24 protein-coding genes and 1 riboswitch are annotated in these 21,616 nt (G+C 69.8%); of the genes, 9 read left to right on the top strand and 15 right to left on the bottom strand.

Going from position 1 to position 21,616, the window contains the following annotated elements; genetic code table 11:
* Positions 1-21 precede the first annotated feature (21 nt).
* Genes ACWD0F_RS21790 through ngcE form a run of 3 tightly spaced genes read right to left on the bottom strand, consistent with a single transcriptional unit; the run spans position 22 to position 3,242 of the window.
* Positions 22-819 carry a carbohydrate ABC transporter permease gene (locus tag ACWD0F_RS21790; protein ID WP_449878118.1) on the bottom strand — a complete coding sequence of 266 codons (798 nt, stop codon included), beginning with the start codon at positions 817-819 and terminating at the stop codon, positions 22-24.
* 53 nt (positions 820-872) lie between these two features.
* On the bottom strand, positions 873-1,787 hold the full coding sequence (locus ACWD0F_RS21795) for a carbohydrate ABC transporter permease (RefSeq protein WP_449878119.1): 915 nt from the start codon (positions 1,785-1,787) through the stop codon (positions 873-875).
* A gap of 3 nt (positions 1,788-1,790) precedes the next feature.
* Complete coding sequence (ngcE, locus tag ACWD0F_RS21800) at positions 1,791-3,242, bottom strand: N-acetylglucosamine/diacetylchitobiose ABC transporter substrate-binding protein (protein ID WP_449878122.1); 1,452 nt, start codon at positions 3,240-3,242, stop codon at positions 1,791-1,793.
* Positions 3,243-3,428: 186 nt separating this feature from the next.
* On the opposite strand from ngcE, the gene ACWD0F_RS21805 reads away from it, so the two are divergent.
* Positions 3,429-3,572 (top strand): hypothetical protein, encoded by a 144-nt coding sequence (locus ACWD0F_RS21805; RefSeq protein WP_449878124.1) that lies wholly within the window; start codon positions 3,429-3,431, stop codon positions 3,570-3,572.
* Here ACWD0F_RS21805 and ACWD0F_RS21810 read toward each other — a convergent pair.
* The 4 genes from ACWD0F_RS21810 to ACWD0F_RS21825 all read right to left on the bottom strand — a co-directional run bounded on the left by ACWD0F_RS21810 (position 3,546) and on the right by ACWD0F_RS21825 (position 7,188).
* A complete protein-coding gene (locus ACWD0F_RS21810) occupies positions 3,546-4,445 on the bottom strand; it encodes a hypothetical protein (protein ID WP_449878126.1) in 900 nt (299 codons plus the stop codon). The genes ACWD0F_RS21805 and ACWD0F_RS21810 overlap by 27 nt on opposite strands.
* A complete protein-coding gene (locus tag ACWD0F_RS21815) occupies positions 4,442-4,984 on the bottom strand; it encodes an RNA polymerase sigma factor (protein WP_449878127.1) in 543 nt (180 codons plus the stop codon). Before ACWD0F_RS21815 ends, ACWD0F_RS21810 begins: the two co-directional genes overlap by 4 nt.
* Before the next feature lie 62 nt (positions 4,985-5,046).
* The gene (locus ACWD0F_RS21820) at positions 5,047-6,261 is read right to left on the bottom strand and encodes an aminotransferase class III-fold pyridoxal phosphate-dependent enzyme (RefSeq protein ID WP_449878129.1); all 1,215 of its coding nucleotides are present in this window, start codon (positions 6,259-6,261) and stop codon (positions 5,047-5,049) included.
* A 12-nt stretch (positions 6,262-6,273) separates the two neighbouring features.
* Complete coding sequence (locus ACWD0F_RS21825; RefSeq protein ID WP_449878131.1) at positions 6,274-7,188, bottom strand: carbohydrate kinase family protein; 915 nt, start codon at positions 7,186-7,188, stop codon at positions 6,274-6,276.
* A gap of 54 nt (positions 7,189-7,242) precedes the next feature.
* On the opposite strand from ACWD0F_RS21825, the gene ACWD0F_RS21830 reads away from it, so the two are divergent.
* Both ACWD0F_RS21830 and ACWD0F_RS21835 read left to right on the top strand, forming a co-directional pair.
* The gene (locus ACWD0F_RS21830; RefSeq protein ID WP_449878133.1) at positions 7,243-7,827 is read left to right on the top strand and encodes a TetR/AcrR family transcriptional regulator; all 585 of its coding nucleotides are present in this window, start codon (positions 7,243-7,245) and stop codon (positions 7,825-7,827) included.
* A 37-nt stretch (positions 7,828-7,864) separates the two neighbouring features.
* Positions 7,865-8,509 (top strand): class II aldolase/adducin family protein, encoded by a 645-nt coding sequence (locus ACWD0F_RS21835; protein WP_449878136.1) that lies wholly within the window; start codon positions 7,865-7,867, stop codon positions 8,507-8,509.
* Here the strand turns inward: ACWD0F_RS21835 and ACWD0F_RS21840 are convergent.
* Positions 8,506-10,074: a DUF885 domain-containing protein gene (locus ACWD0F_RS21840; protein ID WP_449878138.1), complete on the bottom strand. Its 1,569-nt coding sequence runs from the start codon at positions 10,072-10,074 to the stop codon at positions 8,506-8,508. The genes ACWD0F_RS21835 and ACWD0F_RS21840 overlap by 4 nt on opposite strands.
* 22 nt (positions 10,075-10,096) lie before the next feature.
* Here ACWD0F_RS21840 and ACWD0F_RS21845 point away from each other — a divergent pair, with 22 nt between their 5' ends.
* The 5 genes from ACWD0F_RS21845 to ACWD0F_RS21865 all read left to right on the top strand — a co-directional run bounded on the left by ACWD0F_RS21845 (position 10,097) and on the right by ACWD0F_RS21865 (position 13,605).
* The gene (locus tag ACWD0F_RS21845) at positions 10,097-11,305 is read left to right on the top strand and encodes a DUF4032 domain-containing protein (RefSeq protein WP_449878141.1); all 1,209 of its coding nucleotides are present in this window, start codon (positions 10,097-10,099) and stop codon (positions 11,303-11,305) included.
* Between the two features lie 195 nt (positions 11,306-11,500).
* Positions 11,501-11,875, top strand: a complete 375-nt coding sequence (locus ACWD0F_RS21850) for a roadblock/LC7 domain-containing protein (RefSeq protein ID WP_449878143.1) — start codon at positions 11,501-11,503, stop codon at positions 11,873-11,875.
* A gap of 3 nt (positions 11,876-11,878) precedes the next feature.
* The gene (locus tag ACWD0F_RS21855; protein ID WP_449878145.1) at positions 11,879-12,802 is read left to right on the top strand and encodes a hypothetical protein; all 924 of its coding nucleotides are present in this window, start codon (positions 11,879-11,881) and stop codon (positions 12,800-12,802) included.
* Positions 12,803-12,831: 29 nt separating this feature from the next.
* Positions 12,832-13,206: a roadblock/LC7 domain-containing protein gene (locus ACWD0F_RS21860; protein WP_449878146.1), complete on the top strand. Its 375-nt coding sequence runs from the start codon at positions 12,832-12,834 to the stop codon at positions 13,204-13,206.
* Between the two features lie 27 nt (positions 13,207-13,233).
* A complete protein-coding gene (locus ACWD0F_RS21865; RefSeq protein WP_449878149.1) occupies positions 13,234-13,605 on the top strand; it encodes a hypothetical protein in 372 nt (123 codons plus the stop codon).
* A 142-nt stretch (positions 13,606-13,747) separates the two neighbouring features.
* On the opposite strand, the gene ACWD0F_RS21870 is transcribed toward ACWD0F_RS21865, so the two are convergent.
* The 4 genes from ACWD0F_RS21870 to ACWD0F_RS21885 form a co-directional block, all read right to left on the bottom strand.
* Positions 13,748-14,593 (bottom strand): alpha/beta fold hydrolase, encoded by an 846-nt coding sequence (locus tag ACWD0F_RS21870; protein ID WP_449878151.1) that lies wholly within the window; start codon positions 14,591-14,593, stop codon positions 13,748-13,750.
* Between the two features lie 37 nt (positions 14,594-14,630).
* Complete coding sequence (locus ACWD0F_RS21875; RefSeq protein WP_449878153.1) at positions 14,631-15,362, bottom strand: hypothetical protein; 732 nt, start codon at positions 15,360-15,362, stop codon at positions 14,631-14,633.
* A 179-nt stretch (positions 15,363-15,541) separates the two neighbouring features.
* Positions 15,542-15,675, bottom strand: a riboswitch (cyclic di-AMP (ydaO/yuaA leader).
* Positions 15,676-15,843: 168 nt separating this feature from the next.
* Positions 15,844-16,044, bottom strand: a complete 201-nt coding sequence (locus tag ACWD0F_RS21880) for a DUF5302 domain-containing protein (RefSeq protein ID WP_449878155.1) — start codon at positions 16,042-16,044, stop codon at positions 15,844-15,846.
* 47 nt (positions 16,045-16,091) lie between these two features.
* Entirely contained in the window at positions 16,092-17,546 is a 1,455-nt protein-coding gene (locus ACWD0F_RS21885) for an MDR family MFS transporter (RefSeq protein WP_449878157.1), read from the bottom strand.
* A 56-nt stretch (positions 17,547-17,602) separates the two neighbouring features.
* Between ACWD0F_RS21885 and ACWD0F_RS21890 the strand changes: the two genes are divergently transcribed.
* Complete coding sequence (locus ACWD0F_RS21890) at positions 17,603-18,097, top strand: PadR family transcriptional regulator (RefSeq protein ID WP_449878158.1); 495 nt, start codon at positions 17,603-17,605, stop codon at positions 18,095-18,097.
* Between the two features lie 198 nt (positions 18,098-18,295).
* On the opposite strand, the gene ACWD0F_RS21895 is transcribed toward ACWD0F_RS21890, so the two are convergent.
* The 3 genes from ACWD0F_RS21895 to ACWD0F_RS21905 are packed head-to-tail and all read right to left on the bottom strand — an operon-like array spanning position 18,296 to position 21,597.
* Positions 18,296-19,846 (bottom strand): hypothetical protein, encoded by a 1,551-nt coding sequence (locus ACWD0F_RS21895; protein ID WP_449878161.1) that lies wholly within the window; start codon positions 19,844-19,846, stop codon positions 18,296-18,298.
* Positions 19,847-19,879: 33 nt separating this feature from the next.
* Positions 19,880-20,713, bottom strand: coding sequence for a carbohydrate ABC transporter permease (locus ACWD0F_RS21900; RefSeq protein ID WP_449878164.1), 834 nt, complete (start codon positions 20,711-20,713; stop codon positions 19,880-19,882).
* Positions 20,710-21,597: a carbohydrate ABC transporter permease gene (locus tag ACWD0F_RS21905; protein ID WP_449878166.1), complete on the bottom strand. Its 888-nt coding sequence runs from the start codon at positions 21,595-21,597 to the stop codon at positions 20,710-20,712. Before ACWD0F_RS21905 ends, ACWD0F_RS21900 begins: the two co-directional genes overlap by 4 nt.
* Between the last annotated feature and the right edge of the window lie 19 nt (positions 21,598-21,616).

The raw sequence follows: 21,616 nt of genomic DNA on the forward strand, positions 1-21,616 counted from the left end.
ACGCCTCCTTCGCGGCCCACGTTACTTCAGCGCCCCGGCGCCGAGCCCGGACTGGATCTGGCGCTGGAAGATGATGTAGATGATCATTACCGGCAGGATGGTCAGGCTCAGCGCGGCGAACAACCCCGGCCAGTCCGCCTCGTAGCCGGCCAGTGTCGAGATCCTGGCGATACCCTGCGTGAGGACCCATTTGTCCGGATCGCCCGCCAGGAGGACCAGCGGCAGCAGGTACTGGTTCCACTGCCCGAGCACGTTGAAGATGGTGATGCTGATCAGGCCCGGCCTGGCCATCGGGACCATGATCTGGAAGAACGTACGGGTGTGCGACGCGCCGTCGATCATGGCGGCCTCGGCCACCGTTTCCGGCAACGTCCTGAAGAACGCCGCCAGGAAGAACACCGTGAAGGGCAGGGAGTAGGCGATGTAGACGAGGACGAGGCCGGCATGCGAGTTGAGCAGGCCGAACTGCTTGACGACGAAGAACAGCGGCCCGAGGGCCAGGAAGACCGGAAAGGCCAGACCGGCCACGAAGTAGTAGTAGATCAGCTTGTTGCCGATGAAGGAGTAACGCGCCAGCACGTACGCCGCCATCGACCCGAAGAGCATCGTGCCCGCCGTACCGAAGAAGACGACGATGACGGTGTTGAGCATGTACTGCCCGATGTGCGCCCGGTCCCAGGCCCGGCCCCACGAGTCGAACCGCAGCGCGCCCGGCAGTTGCAGCGGGTCGCCGAAGATCTCGGTGTTGCTCTTGAACGACGCCAGGAACGTCCAGAGCAGCGGCGCGATGATCAGCAGCGCCCAGACGGCCAGCGCCACGTGTGAAAGCCCGCTGAGCACACTGGGCCGGGGCCTGCCCGTATCACGCATCTCTAGAGCTCGACTTTCTCGCGCCTGGTCGTCCGCAACGTCAGCACGGCGAACGTCACGGTGAGGAAGAACAGCGCCACGCCCATGGCGGAGGCGTAGCCGACCTTGTTGTAGTCGAAGGCCGTCTTGTAGATCGTGACGGGCAGGATGGTGGTGGCCCCGTCGGGCTCACCCTTGTCGCCGGCCAGCACCTGGATGAGCGCGAACCCGTCGAGTGCCGCGATCCCCAGGTAGATCCAGCCGACCTGGACGGTGTCACGCAGCAGCGGCAGCGTGATCGAGAAGAACAGCCGGCCGCGCCCGGCGCCGTCCAGCGCGGCCGCCTCGAAATAGTCCTTGGGAATGGCGGCCATGCCGGCCGAGAACAGCACGACGTAGAAACCGACCCCCTGCCAGACCATCACCCCCATGATCGACCAGAGGGCGAGGCCCGGCTCGGTGAGCCAGCCCACGGGGTCGATGCCGAGCCTGGCCAGCACCCCGTTGACGACACCTTCCGCGTCGGGCCGGTAGACGGCCTGGAAGAGCACCCCGACCACGGCCACGGCGAGCACCTGGGGGAAGAAGAACACCACCCGGTAGAACGTCGACCCCCGGACTCCCCTCATGCCCGCGCCGCGCGCGCCGCCGCCCAGGTTCAGCAGGAACGACAGGAACAGCGCGATGACGAGCGTCGCGATCGGCAACACGAGCAGCATGACCGCGTGGTTGCGCAGGGCCTGCCAGAACACCTCGTCGCCGAAGAGCCGGCCGAAGTTGTCCAGGCCCACGTACCGCACGACCGAGCTGTATCCGTTCCAGCTCGTCAGGGAGAGCTGGAACGCCTGGACATAGGGGCCGATGACGAAGACCGAGTAGAGCACGAGCGGGACGACGAGGAATCCGGCGACGAACCCGTACGTGCGCAGCCGCGCCATCCGCTACTGGCTCCGCGTCTGCTTGGCGACCGCGTCGTCCCGCTTGACGGCGTCGGCCTTCTTCTGCATGTTGGCGCAGAACTTGTCCGGGGCGATGCGCCCGGCCATCACCGCGTTGATCTGCTGGGTGCCGTGGTCGAACAGCTCCTTGTACCAGCCTTCGAAACGCGCGTCGGTGATGATGTTCTGGCCGGCCTTGTCCTGGGCCCTGGCCGCGCTCATCAGGCCGGGGGGCAGGTCCAGGCCCTCGGCGGCGCCGTTCACCACCGTGAGGTTCTGGGTCTTCTCGGTGAAGCCGCGCGCGCCCGCCTTCGACAACATGATGCGCAGGTATTCGAGGCCGCCCTGCGGGTTCTCGCCCTTGGCCGCGACGACGAAGTTCTCCCCGACGCCGACCTGGATGGCGCCGTAGGGCATCTTGTCGGCGGCGGTGACGTCGGGGATGGGGGCGATGGCGTACTCGAAGTCCTGGGGCTTGTCCTTGATCATCTCGTTCTCGATCCAGGATCCGACCGGGTAGAACAGCACCTTGTTCTGCAGGTGCTTGATCTGGGTCTGGGTGTGGTCGAGACCGAAGTACGCTTTGTCGCCGTAGTCCGCCTGGATGTCCACCCAGGCGGTGACCGCCTGCTTCATCGCCTCGGCGTTCCAGGCGTTGTCGACCAGGTTGTCGATGTCGATGACGACCTGGTTGCCGCCGATCTTGGCGGCCGTGTAGAGCACGTTCCAGAGCTGGTAGTACGGGCCCTTCAGCCCCGGGTACGCGAAGAGCAGCATGCCCTCCTTCTTCGCCGTCTCCCCCAGCGCCGTGAACTCGGCCCACGTCGTCGGAACCGCCCACTGCATCGACTCGAACAGCTTGGCGTTGAACCAGAGCGCGCGGTGGGACACGGTGTAGTTCAGCACCAGGTCCTTGCCGTTGATCTTGGCGTTGTCGAGCACGGCGGGCGTGACGGTGTCGCGCACCTTCTTGGCCGGATCGTCGACGGAGGGGGCGTCGAACAGCACGCTCAGGTCGGCGAGCTGCTCCTCGGCGGCCAGCGCGGCCAGGTCCATCGAGTCGGGGCCGGAGTTGTTGAGCACGTCGGGGGCGTCGCCGCCGATGAAACGCGGGCGGAGCTGGGTGCCGATCTGCTGGGTGGCGCCGTGCTTGATCGAGACGCCGGGGAACGCCTTCTTGTAGAGCTCCTCGTGCAGCTCCTTGGCGTACGCGTCGCCGTACCCGCCGCTGAAGATGATCACTTCGAGCGGCTTCTTGGCGTCCGCGCCGAACGGGTTGACGGGGCTCGCCGGGGCGGAGGCGGAGGCCGAGGTGGCGGTGGCGGCCGGCGGCTCGCCGCCGGTGCCCGCGGTGGCGCAGGCGCTGAGCAGGCCCGCACCGGGACCGGCGACGAACGCGGTCATGCCGATCCGGCGCAGTAACTGACGCCGAGTGATCTCGCCCGGGTGAGTCATGGGGGGCTCCCGTAAATTAGGAAAGTTTCCTAAACGTTTGCCCGAAAGGTACGAATGCCCGCCGACGCGCGTCAAGGGGGCGCGGCAGAGACGTGACCTTGCCGTGATGCCTTGCCTAGGAGAGTGGGCCAATGATCGTCGAGTACGCGGACCGGGGTTTGGCGCGGTGAATCAGACGACAGCATCGTGGACGCCGGCATGGAGGGCAAGGGCGTACAGACGATCACGGACGGGGTGGGCTGGTGGTCAGGGTTCGGAAAGGTGATCGCCTTCGAGACGGCCGCCGAGTCGGGCGAGCGCGCCTCAGTCCTGCCACCAGCCGCGGGGTAGCGGGAGGTCGGCTCTGGGGATGGAGTTCTCCGGAACGTCCGCGGGGGCGAGGACGTCGAGCTCGACGGCGTCGGGCCCCACCTTCTGACCTGATTCGACGACCCAGTCGTCCTCGATCCGGTCGGCGTCCACCTGATGGCCGTGGCCGCTGCCGTCCGGGTTCAGCCACATCAGGATGTAGGCGATCTTCATCCCCCGCCGCTCCATCTCGGCCCGGACCTCGGAGACCGGCTTGCCCCGGCCGTCATAGGCGTCGGGGCTCCGGTCCTCGACCCCCTGCGGCGGGATCGGGATGATCTGGACGCGCTGGGCATAGCGCTCCCCTGGCTCGGCGAGCCGGCCGATCCCGAAGATGAGCCGCCCCGTGTAACGGACGGGCATGGACACCGTGCCGCACCAGACGGAGGCACAGTGCTCCGCGTGCATGACCGTCACGCCGGTGCCCGCCGGGAACGTCCCCGGCGTGGCGGGCCCGATCAGCTCACCCACCTGCTCCGCCGCCACCGGGACCTTCTTCACCTCCGCGTCCAGCCCCACCGCGCGGAAGGCTTCCGTGAACGTCGCGGTGTCGGCCTCCGGGTCGTTGATGGTGACGTTGAGGAAGTCCTCGCCGCTCCTGAGGGTCACGGCGGCGTTGGCGTACTCGGTGACGGGGCCGCCGAAGGGCGACCAGAGGACGAGAGCCGCGGACAGGGCGGCCACCACCGCTCCCAGTCCCATGCCGCGCCGCCACGGGAAGCCCCGGCGCACGGGTACGCGCTCCTCCATCATGATCGACTCCATCAGCGCCCGCGCCCCCGCGCCGGACGCCTGCCCCACGGGCTCCGCGGCCAGGTCCTCGTCCCGCAGCCGGGCCAGATCGGCGATGCTCACAGCGTGCTCCCTTCGATGGCGACGGCACGCGCGCGGTCGATGCCGGCCTCGGCCAGGCCGCGGGCGAAACGTTTGCGGGCGCGATAGAGCCTGACGCGTACGGCGTTGCGGGAGACGCCGAGCGTCTTGGCGATCTGACCGGGGTCCAGGCGCTCCCAGGCGACCAGGGTCAGCAACTCCCTGTCGTCGTCGGACAGCGTGCGGAAGACCTTGCCCACGTGGGTCGGGTCCGCGTCCGGCGGCTCGGCCACCAGCGGCGAGGCGGCCAGCTCCGCGCGCAGGGCCGCCGTGCGCCGTTCGTGCCTGCGCTCGCCGCGCCGCTGGTTGGCCAGCACCTTCCTGGCCACGCCGTACAACCACAGGCGGGCCTCGTCCCCCGTGGGGACCTCCTCGATGCGCCGCCAGGCGATCACGAACGTCTCGGCCACCACGTCGGCGGCGTCGTCGGGATCGGGGCAGCGGCGCAGGGCGTACCCGAGGAGTGGTCCGTACGAAGATCCGTAGATCTCCTCGAACCGGCTTTCGGGATCGGCTCCCATCCGGGCTCCTCACATGGTCGGTAACATCAACCACATGTCCGGAATGCCGGATGCATTACAGGTCAGCCGAAATGGGCGCGGGTCTCGGCGAACGCCTGGTCCATCCCCTCCAGCGCCCGCGCGATGTCCTCCTCCGTGTGCGCGGCCGACATGAACCAGTTGTGCCACGGATGCGCGTAGACCCCGTGCCGCAGGCACGCGTCGCTCCAGTACATGGCCACGGACAGGTCGGCGTCGCCGTCGAAGCTCAGCCACGGGATCGTCACGGGGCCGGTCTGGTTCACCACGAACCCGTGCGACTTGGCCTGGGCGTACAGGCCCTCGCGCAGCCGGCTCCCGGCGCGCTCCATGGCCGCGATGCCGCCGGTGTCGCGCAGCGTCTCGATGGTCGCCTTGGCCGCCGCCATCGGCACCGCCGAGAACCAGAAGGAGCCGGTCGAGTAGAGCGTCTGGGCGGGTCCGCGCAGCGCGTCGGTGCCGGTGACGGCGGCGATCGGATAGCCGTTGGCCATGGCCTTGGACCAGGCCGTCAGGTCGGGGCGCACCCCGTAGGGCTCCCACGAGCCGCGCAGGTCGATCCGGAACCCGGCGCGCACGTCGTCGATCACCAGCGCCGCCCCGAGCCGGTCGGCCAGGGCTCGGGCGCCACGGGCGAAGGCGGGCTCGACCAGCTCCTGGTCCTCGAACGAGTCGTGCTTGAAGGGCGTCACGATGATCGCCGCCACGTCGCCCGCCACGGTCGCCGCCGCGGCCTCCAGGGAGTCGAGCGAGTTGTAGGCGAACTCAACCAGGTCGGCCCGCTCGTTCGGCGTCGTGCCGGACAGCGACGGCGTGCACCACGGGTCGGCCCCGTGGTAGGCGCCGTGCGCCATCAGCACCTTCGTCCGCCCGGTGGCGGCCCTGGCGACCATGAGCGCCTGCGTGGTCGCGTCGGTGCCGTTCTTGGAGAACATCGCCCAGTCGGCGCTCGGCACGGTGTCCACCAGCAGCTCGGCCAGCTCCACCATGATCGGGCCGGGCCCGTTGAGGCAGTCGCCGAGCGCCGCCTGCCGGGCCGCGGCCTCCTCCACCTTCGGATGCCGGTGACCGAGCACGACGGGGCCCCAGCTGCACATGAGGTCGATGTACTCGCGGCCGTCCACGTCCCACTGCCGGCAGCCCGCGCCGCGCTCGAAGAACTGCGGGTAGCCGGGGGCGAAGAGGGCGGCGTTGAGGTGCCCGTACATGCCGCCGGGGACGACCTTCAAGGCCCGCTGGCGGAGATCGGCGTCTGTCATGGGGAGAGGTCCTTAGAGGAGGCTGAGGGTGGATGCGAGGTCGGTGAGGCCGGCGTCGGAGCCGAGCCCCGTGGCGACGCGGGCGGCGGCGGCCGTGCCCCAGCGGGCGGCGGTCAGCACGTCCTGACCGTCCAGGAGCCCGGTGAGGAACCCGGCGCAGTAGGCGTCACCGCAGCCGGTCGTGTCGGCGACCTCGGTCTTCAAAGCCGGCACGTGCTCCGCGCCCGACTCCGTGACGACGAGGCTGCCCTCCTCGCCCAGGGTGACAAGCACGCCGCGCGGCCCCTCCGCCAGCAGGGCGGCGGCGGCCTCGCCGAGGTCGGACAGGCCGGTCATGAGCCGGGCCTGGGACTCGTTGGGGAGCACGTAGTCGACGTGCGGGAGGAAGGCCCTGGCCATGCCCAGTAAGTCGGGCAGCTCCGAGAGCAGGTCCATGGTGACGAGCGTCCCCGAGGCCCGCAGGGAGTCCAGGAGGGCGAAGAAGGCCGGATCGCCGAGGCCGAACGTCACGTCCATCCCGCCCAGGTGGATCGCCCGGACGCCGCGCAGCACGTCCACGTCCAGGTCGGCGTAGGTCACGCCGAGGTTGGCGCCCGGGACGTGGAAGCTGGGCCGCCCGCCGTCCGGCCTGATCGGCAGGATCGAGGCGGCGGTCTGCTCCCCCGCCCTGCGCGCCAGGCGCGAGACGTCCACGCCGCGTTTGGCCAGCACCATGAGCAGGAAGTCGCCCAGCTCGTCGTCGCCGATCGCGCCCATGGTGACCACGGAGTGGCCCAGCTTGACCAGGTCTACGGCGGTGCCCGCGGCGGCGCCCGCGGCGGTGAGGCGGATCTGGTCCACCAGCACGGTGGCCTGGCCCTCGGGGATGTGCTCCACGGGCCTGGCGAGGATGTCGACGATGTGGACGCCGACGGTGGCGACAGTCATAGTCTAAATAGACAGACGTCCGAATAAAAAGTCAATGACTCCGGGAGGCGGCCGATGCCGAAGATCGTCGATCACGATGAGCGCCGGCGCGAGGTGATGTCGGCGGCCCGCCGGGTGATCGTCAGAGACGGCATCGACGCCGCCACGACGCGGGCCATCGCCAAGGAGGCCGGCTACTCCAACGGGGTGCTCGCCCACTACTTCACCGACAAGGACGAGATCCTGCTGTCGGCGCTGCGGCAGTCGCACGAGCGCATCAGGGCCAGGCTGGCCCGCAAGGTCGAGGGCATGTCGGGCCTGGCCGCGCTGCGCGAGCTGCTGCTGGACAACCTGCCGCTGGACGCCGAGCGCACCCAGGAGAGCCGCCTGGAGGTCAGCTTCTGGAGCCGGAGCCTGGCCGCGGAGCGCCTGGCCGAGGTGCAGCGGGCGGAGGCGGAGGAGTTGCGCGCCGCCGTACGCGACCTGCTGGGCCAGGCCCGCGCGGCCGGCGAGCTACGCGCGGACGACGACCTCGACGACCTGACCGAGCATCTGCTGGCGCTGGTCGACGGCCTCAGCCTGCACCTGCTCCTCTACCCCGGCCGGCTGACCCGCGTCGACCTCGAACGCCTCCTGCTGCGGTCCCTCGATGGCCGATGATTGCCGCATTTCGGACAACCGACTACATTCCCAGCACATGAGCCTGCGCGAGCAGTTGTGCGAGTACGGCCGGCGTGCGATCGAGCTCGGCCTGGTCATCGGCACCTCGGGCAACCTGAGCGTGCGCCAGGGCGACCTGGTCGCGGTGACCCCGTCCGGCGTGGCGCTCGACCGCCTGACGCCGGAGATGTGCCCGATCGTGGACGTCGAGGGCTATCTGGTGGAGGGCGAGCTGCAGCCGTCCAGCGAGACCCCCATGCACCTGGCCGTCTACGCGACCACGGACGCGCAGGCCATCGTGCACACGCACTCGGTGTTCGGGACGGTCGTGGCCACCACGATGACCGAGCTGCCGCCCGTGCACTACAACGCGCTGCTGCTCGGCGGGGTGGTCAAGGTCGCCGAGTACGCCACGTACGGCACCCCCGAGCTGGCCGCCAACGTGCGGGCGGCTCTGACGGGCAAGCAGGCCGCGCTGCTGGCCAACCACGGCGGGGTGAGCATCGGGGCGACCCTTGAGCAGGCGTTCGAGTCCACCCGGCTGCTGGAGTGGTTGTGCGAGGTGTACGTGCGGGCGCTCGGCGTGGGCAAGCCGGCCGTGCTGACGGAGGAGCAGCTCGCGGCCGTGGTGGACCGCGCGCTGCATCCCCCGGCGTTCCCGCGCCGGGCCCAGGCGCACTAGGCCAGCGCGGCCTGCTCCGCCAGCCCCAGCGGGAGCCCGCCGGAGCCCGCGATCTTGTCGTGGAAGTCCTTGAGCGATCCCTGGAACGACTCCCGGATGCGGTCGATCTCGATCGCGCCCGTCAGGTAGGACGGCGCCTGCGTGGGCCAGGCGCAGTAGCGGTTGACCTCGCCCTGGGCGGTGCCCGGCGACAACGACGCCTTCGTGGCCATGAACGTCTCGGCCTGCTCGACGGACATGTCCTCGCAGTGCAGGGCCGTGTCCACGACGATCCGGGCGGCGCGGAAGATCCGGCAGTCCAGGTGGGCCAGCTCGGTGGCCGGGGTGTCGAAGTAGCCCTGCTCGTGCAGGAGCTTCTCGACGTACAACGCCCAGCCCTCGGTGAAGTACGGGGTGCGGAAGACCTTCCTGACCGTACGCGGGTTGCCCGCCATGTACGACAGGTGCCAGTGGTGCCCCGGGTATGCCTCGTGGACGGCGATCGAGGGCATCTGGGCCCGCGAGTTCGTCCGCAGGCGCTGGCGGACCTGCTCGGCGGTGAAGTCGTCAGGCGTGTACGGCACGAAGAAGACGCCGGTGCGCGAGCTGTGCAGCGGCGGCGGCGCCAGGTAGTGGGCCACGGCCAGGACGGGACGGGTGTACTCGGCCGACGGGAGCACCAGGCACTCCTCGCCGTCGGCGAACGTCACCAGGTCCCGCTCCCTGACGAACTCCCGGGCCCGCTGGGTCTCCGCCTCGTACTCGGCCCGCATGCCTTCCAGCGTCGGCGGATGGTCGTCCATGAGGGACTCCATGGCCGCCCGCCAGTCCCGCGACCCGTTGACACGGGCCGCGACCAGGCTCATCCGGGCGTCCAGCTCGGCCCACGCGGCCTTGCCCTTCTCGTGCAGCTCGGCGGCGCCGTACCCGAGCATCTCGCGCTCACGCAGCAGCGTGGAGTAGAGCTTCTCCCCCATCCGCCAGGTGCCGCCGCACTCGAAGCTCTCCAGGAACGTGACAAGGTCGTCGAACGCCCGTGCGGCGGGCTCGGCGGCCTCGGCCAGCCGCGCGCTCAGCGCGGGGTCCTCGACCATGGAGGGGATGGTGCGGGTCAGGAAGTTGCGGCCGGTGCGGGCCTGGCCGAGGCCGCGCTTGACGAGCAGCGGCGCGGCCAGGTCCGGGTCCAGGTTGGCGCGGCAGGCGGCCAGCACGCCGGGCACCTCGGCCAGGCGGGCGAGCGCGGCCGAGACCAGCTCGGGCTCCGGCTTGAGCCGCCGCTGGAACGGCTGGTACATCGACCCGAAGATCGTGGAGAGGTAGACACCGGGATCGCGGCGCCACTCGGGCCAGGCCGCGAGCGCGATCGAGCCTCTCAACTGCGACAGGACGAGGTCTCTGTCGATGGCGTCGTCGATGGTGGCCGCCTCGGTGGCCGACAGGCGGTCGAGCCAGCGGGCCTCCGCGCGCTCGCGCGCGGCCCAGCCGGAGGCGGTGAGATCGCCGAGGGTGTGATCGTAGCCGTCGGCTCCCAAATTGCTGGCTGCGACGGGATGGTCGGAAAAGTACCAGTTGAGAAACTCGTCCACCGATGCACCATATCCTGGCCCAATGCCCCTTCAGATCACTGGCGCGCTGAGCGATCCTGACCTGATCCGCCTCCCCTGGGAGGTACCCCTTCAAGACTGGCCGCAGCGCCATCTGGTCGATCTGCCCCGCGGCATCTCCCGGCACGTGGTGCGCTTCGCGCGACTGTCCGGCAAGGTGTACGCGATCAAGGAGATCAGCGAGCGCTACGCCAAGCGCGAATACCAGTTGTTGTGGGACCTGGCCAGACTCGACGCGCCCTCCGTGGAGCCCGTCGCGTACGTCACCGGCCGCGACGAGGGCCTGGACGCGGCGCTGATCACCAGGCACCTGCAGTTCTCGCTGCCCTACCGCGCCGTCATGTCCGGCACGCTGCGGCCCGACACGCTCACCCGGCTGCTGGACGCCCTGGCCGTCCTGCTGGTGCGGCTGCACCTGAACGGGTTCTACTGGGGCGACTGCTCGCTGTCCAACACCCTGTTCCGCAGGGACGCGGGGGCGTTCGCGGCCTACCTCGTGGACGCCGAGACCGGCGAGATGCATCCGATGATCAGCGAGGGGCAGCGGCTCGCCGACATCGACGCCGCGCACACCAACATCTTCGGCGAGATGCTCGACCTGGAGGCCGGCGGGCTGCTGCACCCGTCGATCGACCCCATGGACACCGCCGAGGACGTCGTCACCCGCTACCACCGCCTCTGGGAGGAGATCACCCAGAGCGAGATCATCGAAGAGGTCGACTGGCACCGGGTGGAGCAGCGCATCAGGCGGCTGAACCTGCTCGGCTTCGACGTGGCCGAGATGATGGTGCGGCGCAAGGTCGGCACCGGGCGGCTGATCGTCCGGCCCAAGGTCGTGGACGCCGGGCACCACCAGCGGCGGCTGCTCCGGCTGACCGGGCTGGACGTGGAGGAGAACCAGGCGCGGCGGCTGCTCAACGACCTCGACGGGTTCAGGGTGGCCAAGGGGCTGCGGCACGAGGACGAGGCCATCGTGGCGCACCGGTGGCTGGCGGAGGTGTTCCAGCCGACGATAGAGAGCATTCCGGCGGAATTGCGCGGCAAGCTGGAGCCCGCGCAATTCTTCCACGAGATTCTCGACCACCGCTGGTACCTGTCCGAGGAGCAGGGCGCCGACGTGGGGCTGACCGCGGCCGTGAAGTCGTACGTGGAGAACGTGCTGGTGCACAAGCCCGACGAGAAGGCGCTGCTGCCCGACGAACCCGATCAATAGGCCCCGGCGCCGCGCGCGGTTCCGCCATTCCCCTTAATAGCGAGAAATTCTCGTAAATCGCACAATTATCAGTAGTAGTGTTGTTTTTCTTAGCAGTAGCCGTATAAAAGCTTAACGCCGGCGACGGCCGATACTTTCCGGTGTTCTCCTCCCCCCTACGCTGACTCCGTCCCACAACGGCGAGGGAGGGGTCCGGTGCTCGGAATCGACACCTGCCTGGCGGAGGTCATGTCCATACCGGGTGCGCTGGACGCCATGCTGGTCGACAACACCAGCGGCATGGCGGTCGCCTTCAGCAGCGCCTCCGGTGTGGACGCGGACCGCTCGGCCGCCGCCCTGACCGAGGCGTTACGGGCGACCACCGACGGCCTGGCCCGCTCGTGCCCGGGTGACGTCGTGCGCATCGACGACATGCTCGTCACCACGGACAAGGGCCACCATCTGCTCAGGCTCCTGGAGACGGTCTTCGAGGGGCCGCTGGTCATCTACGTACGCCTGGACCTGGAGCGATCTAACCTGGCCCTGGCCCGCCACCGTCTCCAGTCCATCTCCAGCCGCCTGACGACGTGACCCATGACGAAGCTGGACGCACTCCTGGCCGGGCTCGCCCGAGAGCGCTCGACGGGCGCCCTGCGGGTGGGCAGGAACGGCACGATCTTTCTCTCCGACGGGCGCGTGACGTACATGGAGTGCGCCCAGACTCCCAGCGTCGAGCGCCTGCTCACGGCCAGGGACCTGATGACCGAGGCGGCGCTGCGCGGGATGCGGGCGGACGGCGGGTGCGAGCGGCTGCTCAAGGAGGGGCCCATCACGCCGGGCGAGCTGCAGTACGCCGTGCTCGGTGTGGTCCTGGACGCGGCCTTCTTCCTGCTGCCGATCACCGGCACGCGGCCCAAGTTCCGTCCCGGGGAGCGGCACTGGCTGGGCGAGCAGTGGTACTTCGACGTGCCGGGGCTGGTGCGGGAGTGCGCGCGGCGGCGGGCGCAGCTCGCCCGGATCTGGCCGTTCGCCGACGTGGACACGCTGCCGGTGCGGCCGGTGGCGCGGCTGCCGGGACACGGGGTGACGCTGAGCCGGGTGCAGTGGGAGGTCGTCCTGCGCGCCGATCAGAAGGCCACACCGCTGGAGCTGGCCAAGCAGATCGGGCGCTCGGGCTACTCGGTGTTGCTGGCGGTCCGGCGGCTGGCGGCCTCGGGCCTGCTCGCCCCGCAGGAGCAGCCCAGCCTGCCGCCCGGCCGCCGGGATCCCGCCATCGAGGCCCCTCGGGGACACGACGTTCTCGCGATCGGGCCCGGCGATGACGACGGGACCGACGGCGGGCCGGACGAGCAGGCGGAGGGCGGGCCGGAACTGCCCAAGCGAGGACAGGAGACGTACCAGCGCCCGCCGCACGATCCGAGGGCGGCCGGTCTGCCGTACGGCCCGGCCACGACGGGCGATCCGACCGATCTGGCGCTGCTGATGCGGCTGAAGAAAGCGCTCGAGGAGCTGTCGTGAGGTTCCTCTCACTCAGGAGGAGGCCACCGGTGGAGCTACGACAAGAGGTTCTGGAGGAGATGGCGCTCCTGCGCGAGCGCACGCCCGACGTGAACGGCAGCGTCGCCTGCACCGTGGACGGCCTCCAGATCGCCTGCGACCTCCCCGCCGGCCACGGCGAGCAGGTGGCGGCACTGTCGGCCGCGCTGCTGGCGATGAGCAGGCGGATGCTGATCATGAGCGGTCACGGCACCTTCGAAGAGACGCTCATCTCGGGCACCGCCGGCTTCGTGGCCTTCTACGCCGCCGGCCCCACCATCGTCCTCACAGTCCTGGCAGGCCCCGGCGCGAACGTCGGGCTCCTGCGGCTGGAGGGCAGGAAGACGGCTGCCGGAGTGGCCGCCGTCGCAGCACGCAAGCACTGAACCATCGCACGCAGAAAGGGAGGAAACATGGCGAGCATGGACGTCTCTCTCAAGGAGATGATGGGCGTCGACGGCGCCATCGGAGCGGCGATCGTCGATTACGGCAGCGGCATGGCGCTGGGCACTCTGGGCGGCTCCAAGGACCTGGACCTCCAGGTCGCCGCCGCGGGCAACACCGAAGTGGTCAAGTCCAAACTGCGCACGATGGACTCGCTGGGTCTCAAGGACGCCATCGAGGACATCCTGATCACGCTGAGCGGGCAGTACCACATCATCCGCCCGCTGACCGGGCGTGGCGGCAAGGGGCTGTTCCTCTACCTGGCGCTCGATCGCGGGCGCGCCAACCTGGCGTTGGCCCGCCACCAGCTCCGGAGCATCGAGGAGAAGCTGGAGGTCTGACCACCGGCTCAAGGTGGCCCGCGCGCCCAGCGCGGGCCACGCCGGGGCGCCCGATCAGGGGCGCCCGGTCAGGAGCGCCCGGTCAGGAGCGCCCGGTCAGGCCCGTGTCCGCCCGGCCACGGGCCCTATGAGAGATGCCAGGTCAGCCGGAGGTCAGTTTGGTGATCTCGGCCGCGATGCCGGGCCAGAGCGGCCTGGGCAGGTCGTGCCCCATCCCCGGATAGGTCACCAGCCGCGCCCCGGGAACGGCCGCTGCCGTGGCCCGGCCGCCCTCGACCGGGACGAGCTGGTCGCCCTCGCCGTGCAGCACCAGCGTGGGCACCCGGACCCCGGCCAGCAGCTCCGTACGGTCGCCCGAGGCCATGATGGCCGCGAGCTGCCTGGCGGTGCCTGCGGGGTCGAAGCACCGGTCGAAGGCCAGCCCGGCCAGCCTGGTCACCCGGTCGCGATCCAGCTCGTAGCCGGGCGAGCCGATGACCGACCACGTCTCCAGCGCCTGCGCCAGGATGGCTTCGCGACCGGCGGCGGGCCTGGCCATCAGGACGGCGGTGGCGGCCGCGCTCGGCGGGGCGGCCGCGGGGCCGGGCGTGGACATGATCGAGGTGAGGCTGAGCACACGTTCCGGATGGCGGATGGCCAGCGTCTGGGCGATCATCCCGCCCATCGAGGCGCCGACCAGGTGCGCGGCGGGCCAGCCGAGGGCGTGCATGAGCCCGGCGGCGTCGTCGGCCAGGTCGTCCAGCAGGTACGCCGAAGGCGCTCCCGCGGCGGGCACGCCGGCGTCGTGGAAGTGGGTGGACAGGCCCGTGTCGCGGTTGTCGAACCGTACGACGTGGTGTCCCTGCTCGGCCAGGAGCTCGCAGAACTCTTCGTCCCAGTGGATGAGCTGCGCGCCGAGCCCCATGATCAGGAGCAGGGGACGCCCTTGCGGCGAGCCGAAGCTCTCGTAGGCGATGTCGATGCCGTTGGCGGCTACGCGGGTGGTCACGGACACCAGAATGACATTCTGGTGTTGCGCCGTAAAGTCAGCGCTTGATGAGCGTGCGGATGCGCTCGCTCCCGAGCACGGCGCCGCCACCGGCCAGAGCCAGCGCGCCGACCAGCAGGGTGTTGCCCACGGTGCCCGGCGCCTTGGCCTCGGTGGCCTCGGTCGCGGGGGCCTCGACGGCCTGGCCGCCGCCCTGGGCCGCCTCCTCGTCGTCCTGGACCTTCGGCGGCGTGGCCGGGTTGGTGTCCCGCTCGGCCCAGGCGCCGGTCGAGAACGCGACCGGGTGGTTCTTCTTGCCGACGCCGGCGCCCCACTTGGTGATGACGTAGTCGATGTCGATGTGGCCCTGGCCGCCGACGCCGTCGACGCCGAGCGTGCTGGAGTTGAACCTGCCGCCGGTGAGGTCGGCGAAGGTCTTGGCGTCGAGGTCGAGCATGACGCCACGACTGGAGGGCTCGCCGGGGCCGCGGTCGCCGACGAAGAACGGCATCTTCTTGCCCTTGTAGACGACGTAGCCCTCGGTGAGCAGCGGCCAGCTCGGGCTGGCGATCATGCCCTTCTGCATGGGCTTGCCGCTGGCGGGCAGGCCGGTGTCGCCGGCGCGGCCGGAGGAGTCGTCCCAGAAGTAGGAGGCGGTGGTCGAGCCCTTGAGCAGGATCTTCTCGTCAGTGCCGGAATCGGCGTGAGCGGGGGCGCCGGCAATGGTCAGCGCGCCGATGGCGGAGGCGCCGATCAGAGCGAGGGAACGCAGGCCAGAACGAGCAGACATGAAGATACACGGTCCTTCGCGAGGGGACGGGGAACACGCTCGGGGGAACGAGCACAGCCGGGCAGAGCGCCTGACGGAGGGTGGCCGCGCGGAGCGTGGAAAAGCCGGGGGAAGGGGGGCCGCTCAGCAGGCGGCCGGCACCGCCCGCTCTGGGGGTTCGACGCGGTTTCGCATGTATGAGGTCCTCTCCATCACGCCTACCGGGTTAGCTGACGGGTTCGGGCGTGGAGATGCCCTACCGACGCATGGTCGGATTCACCCCGAAGACTTGGGTCCCCGGTTCCCGATGATCGGAATTCGGCGCCAGCCGGCTGGTCCCTCCTGGGTGAGGGCCACACCACCAGCTGGTGTGATGGCGACCACTGTAATCACGCATTCCGGACAAACGCAAACTATTCGTCATGAATCGGGCGAAGATCTACCTCTCTCGGCAAAGAGAAAGGGAGACACGGCATGCCGTGCCTCCCTTGAATTCCAGCTTTCAGCCGCCGCTCTTGCGCCTGAACGATCTTTTACTCGCCGCTGGACCGTGCGCCCCGTGGATCTTCGATGTGTCGACGCCCTTGCCCTCCGCGCCCGCGCTCGCGTTCTGGTCACGCTTGCGGTCAAGTGCCTCGCGGAACTTGCGCTTCATCTCGTCCTCGGGAGTTTCGCTGGTTTCCGGCTCCGGTGTTTCCGCCATGAGGACCTCCGTCGTGTTGGGACCTTTACAGCTTCGCATGGAGCCGCTTATGACGCGAAACCGGCCGGTACCTTGGCCTGTGGCGTGGCGGGCGCGTCCAGCCGTCTGGCGGGCATCGCCAGCAGCGCGACCAGAGCGACCAGCGCGCCCACGACGCCCAGCGACGGGATGACCGCGGCGGCCGCGGCGGCGTGCGCGGCGGCCAGGCCGTGCGCCGGCGCGTCGGCGGCGACCGTCGCGGAATAGAGCGTGCCGCCCACGGCCAGCGCCACGGAGCCGCCGATCTGACGGAAGAAGGTCAGATTCGCCGAAGCGGTGCCGATGTACTGCGGCGCCACGGACTGCTGCGCGGCCACGGTCAGCCCCGAGAGCATCGGCCCCACCCCCAGCCCCAGCGGCAACATCCACAACGCCAGCGCCACAGGGCCGGTCCGCTGGGTCAGGCCCAGGCAGAGCAGCGCGCCGGCGACCATCAGGAACGGGGAGACGAGCAGCCACGGCTTGTACACCTTCGTCCTGGACATCAGGACGCCCATGAGCACGCTGCCCGCCGCCATGGCCAGCGTCATCGGGTAGATCCGCAGCCCCGACTCGGTGGCGCTGACGCCCAGGGACTCCTGGAAGTAGCGCGGCAGGAACACGACGCCGGCGAACATGCAGAAGGCCGAGGCGAACGACGTCAGGCTGACCAGCGTGTACGTACGGTTCCCGAACAGGTGCATCGGCATGATCGGGCCGGCCGCCCGCCGCTCCACCACCACGAACACGGCCAGCAGCACCAGCGCCCCCAGGATCGGCCCGGCCACGACCGCGTCGGTCCAGGAGTTGCCGTCAAGGCCCTTCTCCGTCAGCCCCACGAGCAGCGCGCTGATGGCCACGGTGAAGACGGCGATGCCCGCGTAGTCGGGACGGCCGCCGCCGCCGGCGCCCGGCCGGTTCGGCAGGCGCAGGACGACGATCGCGATCAGCACCAGGCCGAGGGGCACGTTGACGAAGAAGGCCCACCGCCAGCTCGCCTGGTCGGTGAAGAGCCCGCCGAGGAACGGCCCCGCCAGGTAGGTCAGCCCCATCACGCCGCCGAGCGCGCCCTGCACGCGGGAGCCGTTCGCCCCGGGCGGGAACATCTCCATCACCAGCGCGATCGACAACGGCAGCAACGCGCCCGCGCCCAGGCCCTGCACGGCGCGGAAGGCGATGAGCTGCGGCATGTCCTGCGCGACCCCGCACAACGCCGAGCCCGCCACGAACACCACCATGCCGATCAGCAACAACGGCTTCCTGCCGTGCTGGTCGGACAGCCTGCCGTAGAGCGGCACGGTCACCGTGGAGGTCAGCAGGTAGGCGGTCACCACCCACGTGTACAACGAGGCGCCGCCCAGCTCGCCCGTGATGCGCGGCAGCGCCGTGCCGACGATCGTCTGATCGAGCATCGCCAGGAACATCCCGCCGAGCACGGCGATCAGGACGATGCCCTTGCCCTGAGTTTGAGTGTCAGTATTCACATGTGAAGAGTGATAGGTAAGCTCTTACATGTCAAGTCTTCGATATGCTGACGGGCATGTCCCTACGGATCGCACTGCTCGGGCTGCTGTCGGGTTCCGGCCCGGCCAGCGGCTATGACCTGGCCAAGAAGTTCGAGCACTCGCTCAACCACGTCTGGCAGGCCGGGCACACGCAGATCTATCCGGAGCTGGTGAAGATGGCCGCCGAGGGGCTGGTCTCGGCCGAGGCCGAGGGCGCGCGGGGGCGCAAGATCTACACGATCACGCCCGGCGGCACGGAGGAGCTGCGCGCGTGGCTGATCGAGCACGCGCCTTCGACGACCATCCGGAACGAGGCCGCGCTGCAGGCGTACCTGCTGCCGCTGCTCGGCCGGGACGAGGGGATCGCGATGGTCGAGCGGATCAGGGCGGGCTTCGCGTCCCGGCTGGCCGTGCTGGAGTGCACCACGACCGGCGAGCTCGGCCGGCACGCGCTCCAGCTCGGCCTGCGGCAGGCCCGCACCGGCATCGAGTGGGCCGACGAGACGCTGGCCGACCTCAGGAGCGGCTGACCCTTCCGGACGGCCAGGAGCCCGGACACGGGTCCGGCCCGGAGCCGTCCATGAGACGAGGGCGCCGGGCCGGAAGGTGCCGCCGCACGCGCGGCGGAAAGGATGCGGGCACGCCGTTGGGCCCGCACGTACCAGGTGACGCCGCACGCGCGGCGGGAGAACGAGGCGGGCACGCCGTTGTGCCCGCCTCGGTGAGCGTTAGCGGCGGCGGGCGTGCCAGTTGAGGTAGGCGACGGAGAGCAGGTAGGAGCCGTACTGCGGCTCGACGGCGCGGGCCTCGTAGATCGAGCGGGAGTGGGTGAACACGGCGTCGTCCCACTGTGCGACCGCCATCCAGCGGGGCGCCTGGAGATACTGACCGGGCGTGACGGCGCCGCCGGTGCCGTCCACGCGCACGTAGGCCGACGGGAGGCCGTCGGCGCCGGTCGGGGCGATCAGGTTCTTGCTGTACGTGCGCGCGAACCTGGCCATGTCCCGGCCGGTGAAGGCGAGCTTGTTCCGGAAGGCCGCCGCGGCGAACTCGACGTCGATCGCGCCGTGGCTGAGGTCCTCGATGCTGCGGACCGGGGTGCTGGACGGGGTGTACTCCGAGACGCCGTCGGCCTTGGCGAAGCCCTGGGCCGCCTTGCCGAACGCGGGCCAGTACGTCCACACGTAGGCGTCGTCGGCGTCCACCGTGAGCTCGCGGGTGAGCATGCGGGCCATCCGCCGGGTCCGGTCCCGGTAGAACGGGTCGCCCGTGGCCGCGGCCAGCTCGGCGTAGGTCTGGCCGAGGGCCAGCCCCTGGTTGCTGGGCTGCTCGGTGCCGTCGTAGCCGAGCGGGGTCCCCTTGTTCCAGACGAAGTAGCCGTACCCGTCGTCGGTCTGCCGCCACTCGTCGTCGTGCACGGCCGCCGCGTCCCGCGCCGCCTTGAGGTACTCGATCGCCTTGTGCCGGTACTTCGCCACGGCCGCCAGGCGCGGGTCGCGCAGGACGATCTTGGCGAACGACGCCATCGGGTAGGTGATCATGCCGGTGTGCACGGTGAAGACGACCGGCAGCGAGACGAGCGGCGTCGCCCCGAGCGCGGGCACCGCGCCGCCGGACGGCGCGGGCCGCAGGTCCTTGGCCGTCACCTTCGTCGGGGTCGGGAAGGCGTCGAGGATCCGGCGCACCGCGTAGTCCGCCGCCGACGGGTCCAGCGACAGGTCGGGGAAGGTGGCGACCAGGTTGGTCTTGTTGTTCCTGACCTCCAAGGTGAAGCGGTCCTCGGAGGTGCCCGCCGTGACGGTGGCGACCGCGTCGTTGGCGTAGGTGAGCGAGCTGCGTACCTCCAGCAGCGGCGTGCCGTCCGCGGCCTTCAGCGTGGCGGTCCCGACGGTGTAGGGCGCCATCGCCCGCCAGGCCGGCTGCGAGCGGCCGCGATAGTCCGTCACTCCGCGCGCCGAGTCGCGCCCGGCCAGCACCAGGTCGATGTTGGTGATCAGCCGGTCCAGGTAGTGGGTGTCCTTGTAGGCCTCGTACATGCGGATGAACCCGGCCAGGACGTACGACTGCCCCCAGGCGAGCCCGCCGGCCTCGTTGGTGTCGGTCGGCTGCCCGACGGACGTGCTCGCGTGGAAGGTCTGGTCGAACAGGTCGAACGTCGCGCGCGCGGTGTAGTCGTGACCGGCCGCGGCCTGGGCGGTACCGGTCAGTGAGCCGGCGAAGGGTGCCAAGGCGCCCATGGCCAGGGCGCCGGTGGTGAACTGCCTGCGGGACAAATGCATAAAACTGCCTTCCGAGGGGGGTGGGACGCGGTGTCAGCCTTTGACCGCACCGCGCATGCCTTCGAGGACGTGGCGTTGCATGAACATGAAGAAGACGACGACGGGCAGGATCGAGATCACCGTGCCGGCGGCGAGGCTGCGGACGTCGGTGCCCGTGATGCCCGCCAGGTAGGCGATGCCCAGCGCGATGGGATAGAGCGAGGAGTCCTTGAGGACGACCATGGGCCAGATGAAGCTGTTCCAGACCGAGATGAAGCCGAAGACGCCGAGGACGGCCAGGGTGGGCCGGGCGGCGGGCAGCATGACGTGCCAGAAGATGCGCAGTTCGTTGCAGCCGTCCGTCCTGGCGGCGTCCACCACGTCGCGCGGCACCCCGGCGAAGGTCTGGCGGAGCAGGAAGATCCCGAACGCCGAGAGCACCCCGGGCAGGATCAGCCCCAGGTAGTTGTCGGCCAGCCCGAGCTGCGAGACCACCAGGAACCTGGGCAGCAGCATGACCTCGCCCGGCATGAACATCGTGGCCAGGATCGCGAAGAAGATCAGGTTCCGGCCCCGGAACCGCATCTGGGCGAGGGGATAGGCGCACAGTGCCGACACCAGGATGTACAGCGGCACCGTCGTGCCCACCAGCAGCACGGAGTTGAGCAGGTAGCGGAGGAACGGGATGGCCGTCCACGCCTCCTGGGCCCAGGTGAGCACCGGCGGCCGGGGGATGATGTCGGGCGGGAAGGAGAAGACGGCCTGTCCGGCGGGCTTGAGCGCGGCCGACAGCAGGATCAGGAAGGGGCCGACGAAGACCAGGGCGATGGCGACGAGCAGCACGTACATGCCGGTGCGCCGGGCGTAGAAGCCGAATCTGCGGGTCAACGCTCTTCCTTCCTTCCGCTGGTGAGCCGGTGGTTGAGCAGGGCCATGACGATCAGCAGCACCCACAGGACGAGCCCGACGGCGCTGGCGTAGCCCATGTCGTACTTCTCGAACGCCTCGGACCAGACGTAGTAGCCGAGCATGAGCGTGGCGTCCTGCGGCCCGCCCTTCGTCATGACGAACACCGTGGTGAACGCCTGCATGGCGTCGAGCATGGCCATCGTGGTCGCGACCGCGATGTACGGGACCATCAGCGGCACCGTGATGCTCCACATCCGCCGCCAGGCGCCGGCCCCGTCGACCCGCGCCGCCTCGTACAGGTTGGTGGGGATCGTCTGCAGGCCGGCCAGGTAGATCATCATGTAGACGCCCATGCTCTTCCAGCCCTCGACGAGGATCAGCGCGGGCAGGGCCCAGACCGGGTCGAGGAGATACTGGATGGGCTCGTCCAGCAGGCCGAAGCCGGTGAGCAGCCAGTTGAGGATGCCCTGCTGGTGGAAGAGGTAGTTCCAGGCCACCGCCACCGCGACCATCGACGTCACGACGGGCAGGTAGTAGAGCATCCTGAACGTCCTGATGCCCGGCAGTTTCTGGTTGACCAGCGCGGCCAGCGGCAGCGGCAGGACGACCAGCAGCGGGAACAGGCCGAGCAGGAACAGCAGCGAGTTGCGCAGCGCCGTCCAGAAGCGGCCGTCGTCAAGGATCCTGACGAAGTTGTCCAGGCCGGTGAAGACCGGCGGGCTCACCCCGTCGTAGTCGGTGAAGGAGAGCTGCAGCGCGGTGATCGCCGGCCAGGCGAAGAAGACGCCGAACAGCACGAGAGCCGGGATCGGAAAGAGGTACGGCGTGTACCAGCGCTGTCCCGGGGTCCGGCTGATGGCCATCGGCATCACATCCTTCAAA

It is taken from the genome of Nonomuraea sp. NPDC002799, assembly GCF_053592075.1.

Coding starts and splice junctions, on each gene's coding strand:
- ACWD0F_RS21795 (WP_449878119.1), bottom strand. CDS start 1,787: ATGGCGCGGCTGCGCACGTACGGGTTCGTCGCCGGATTCCTCGTCGTC.
- ngcE (WP_449878122.1), bottom strand. CDS start 3,242: ATGACTCACCCGGGCGAGATCACTCGGCGTCAGTTACTGCGCCGGATC.
- ACWD0F_RS21815 (WP_449878127.1), bottom strand. CDS start 4,984: ATGGGAGCCGATCCCGAAAGCCGGTTCGAGGAGATCTACGGATCTTCG.
- ACWD0F_RS21820 (WP_449878129.1), bottom strand. CDS start 6,261: ATGACAGACGCCGATCTCCGCCAGCGGGCCTTGAAGGTCGTCCCCGGC.
- ACWD0F_RS21825 (WP_449878131.1), bottom strand. CDS start 7,188: ATGACTGTCGCCACCGTCGGCGTCCACATCGTCGACATCCTCGCCAGG.
- ACWD0F_RS21830 (WP_449878133.1), top strand. CDS start 7,243: ATGCCGAAGATCGTCGATCACGATGAGCGCCGGCGCGAGGTGATGTCG.
- ACWD0F_RS21835 (WP_449878136.1), top strand. CDS start 7,865: ATGAGCCTGCGCGAGCAGTTGTGCGAGTACGGCCGGCGTGCGATCGAG.
- ACWD0F_RS21845 (WP_449878141.1), top strand. CDS start 10,097: ATGCCCCTTCAGATCACTGGCGCGCTGAGCGATCCTGACCTGATCCGC.
- ACWD0F_RS21855 (WP_449878145.1), top strand. CDS start 11,879: ATGACGAAGCTGGACGCACTCCTGGCCGGGCTCGCCCGAGAGCGCTCG.
- ACWD0F_RS21865 (WP_449878149.1), top strand. CDS start 13,234: ATGGCGAGCATGGACGTCTCTCTCAAGGAGATGATGGGCGTCGACGGC.
- ACWD0F_RS21875 (WP_449878153.1), bottom strand. CDS start 15,362: ATGTCTGCTCGTTCTGGCCTGCGTTCCCTCGCTCTGATCGGCGCCTCC.
- ACWD0F_RS21880 (WP_449878155.1), bottom strand. CDS start 16,044: ATGGCGGAAACACCGGAGCCGGAAACCAGCGAAACTCCCGAGGACGAG.
- ACWD0F_RS21890 (WP_449878158.1), top strand. CDS start 17,603: ATGTCCCTACGGATCGCACTGCTCGGGCTGCTGTCGGGTTCCGGCCCG.
- ACWD0F_RS21895 (WP_449878161.1), bottom strand. CDS start 19,846: ATGCATTTGTCCCGCAGGCAGTTCACCACCGGCGCCCTGGCCATGGGC.
- ACWD0F_RS21905 (WP_449878166.1), bottom strand. CDS start 21,597: ATGGCCATCAGCCGGACCCCGGGACAGCGCTGGTACACGCCGTACCTC.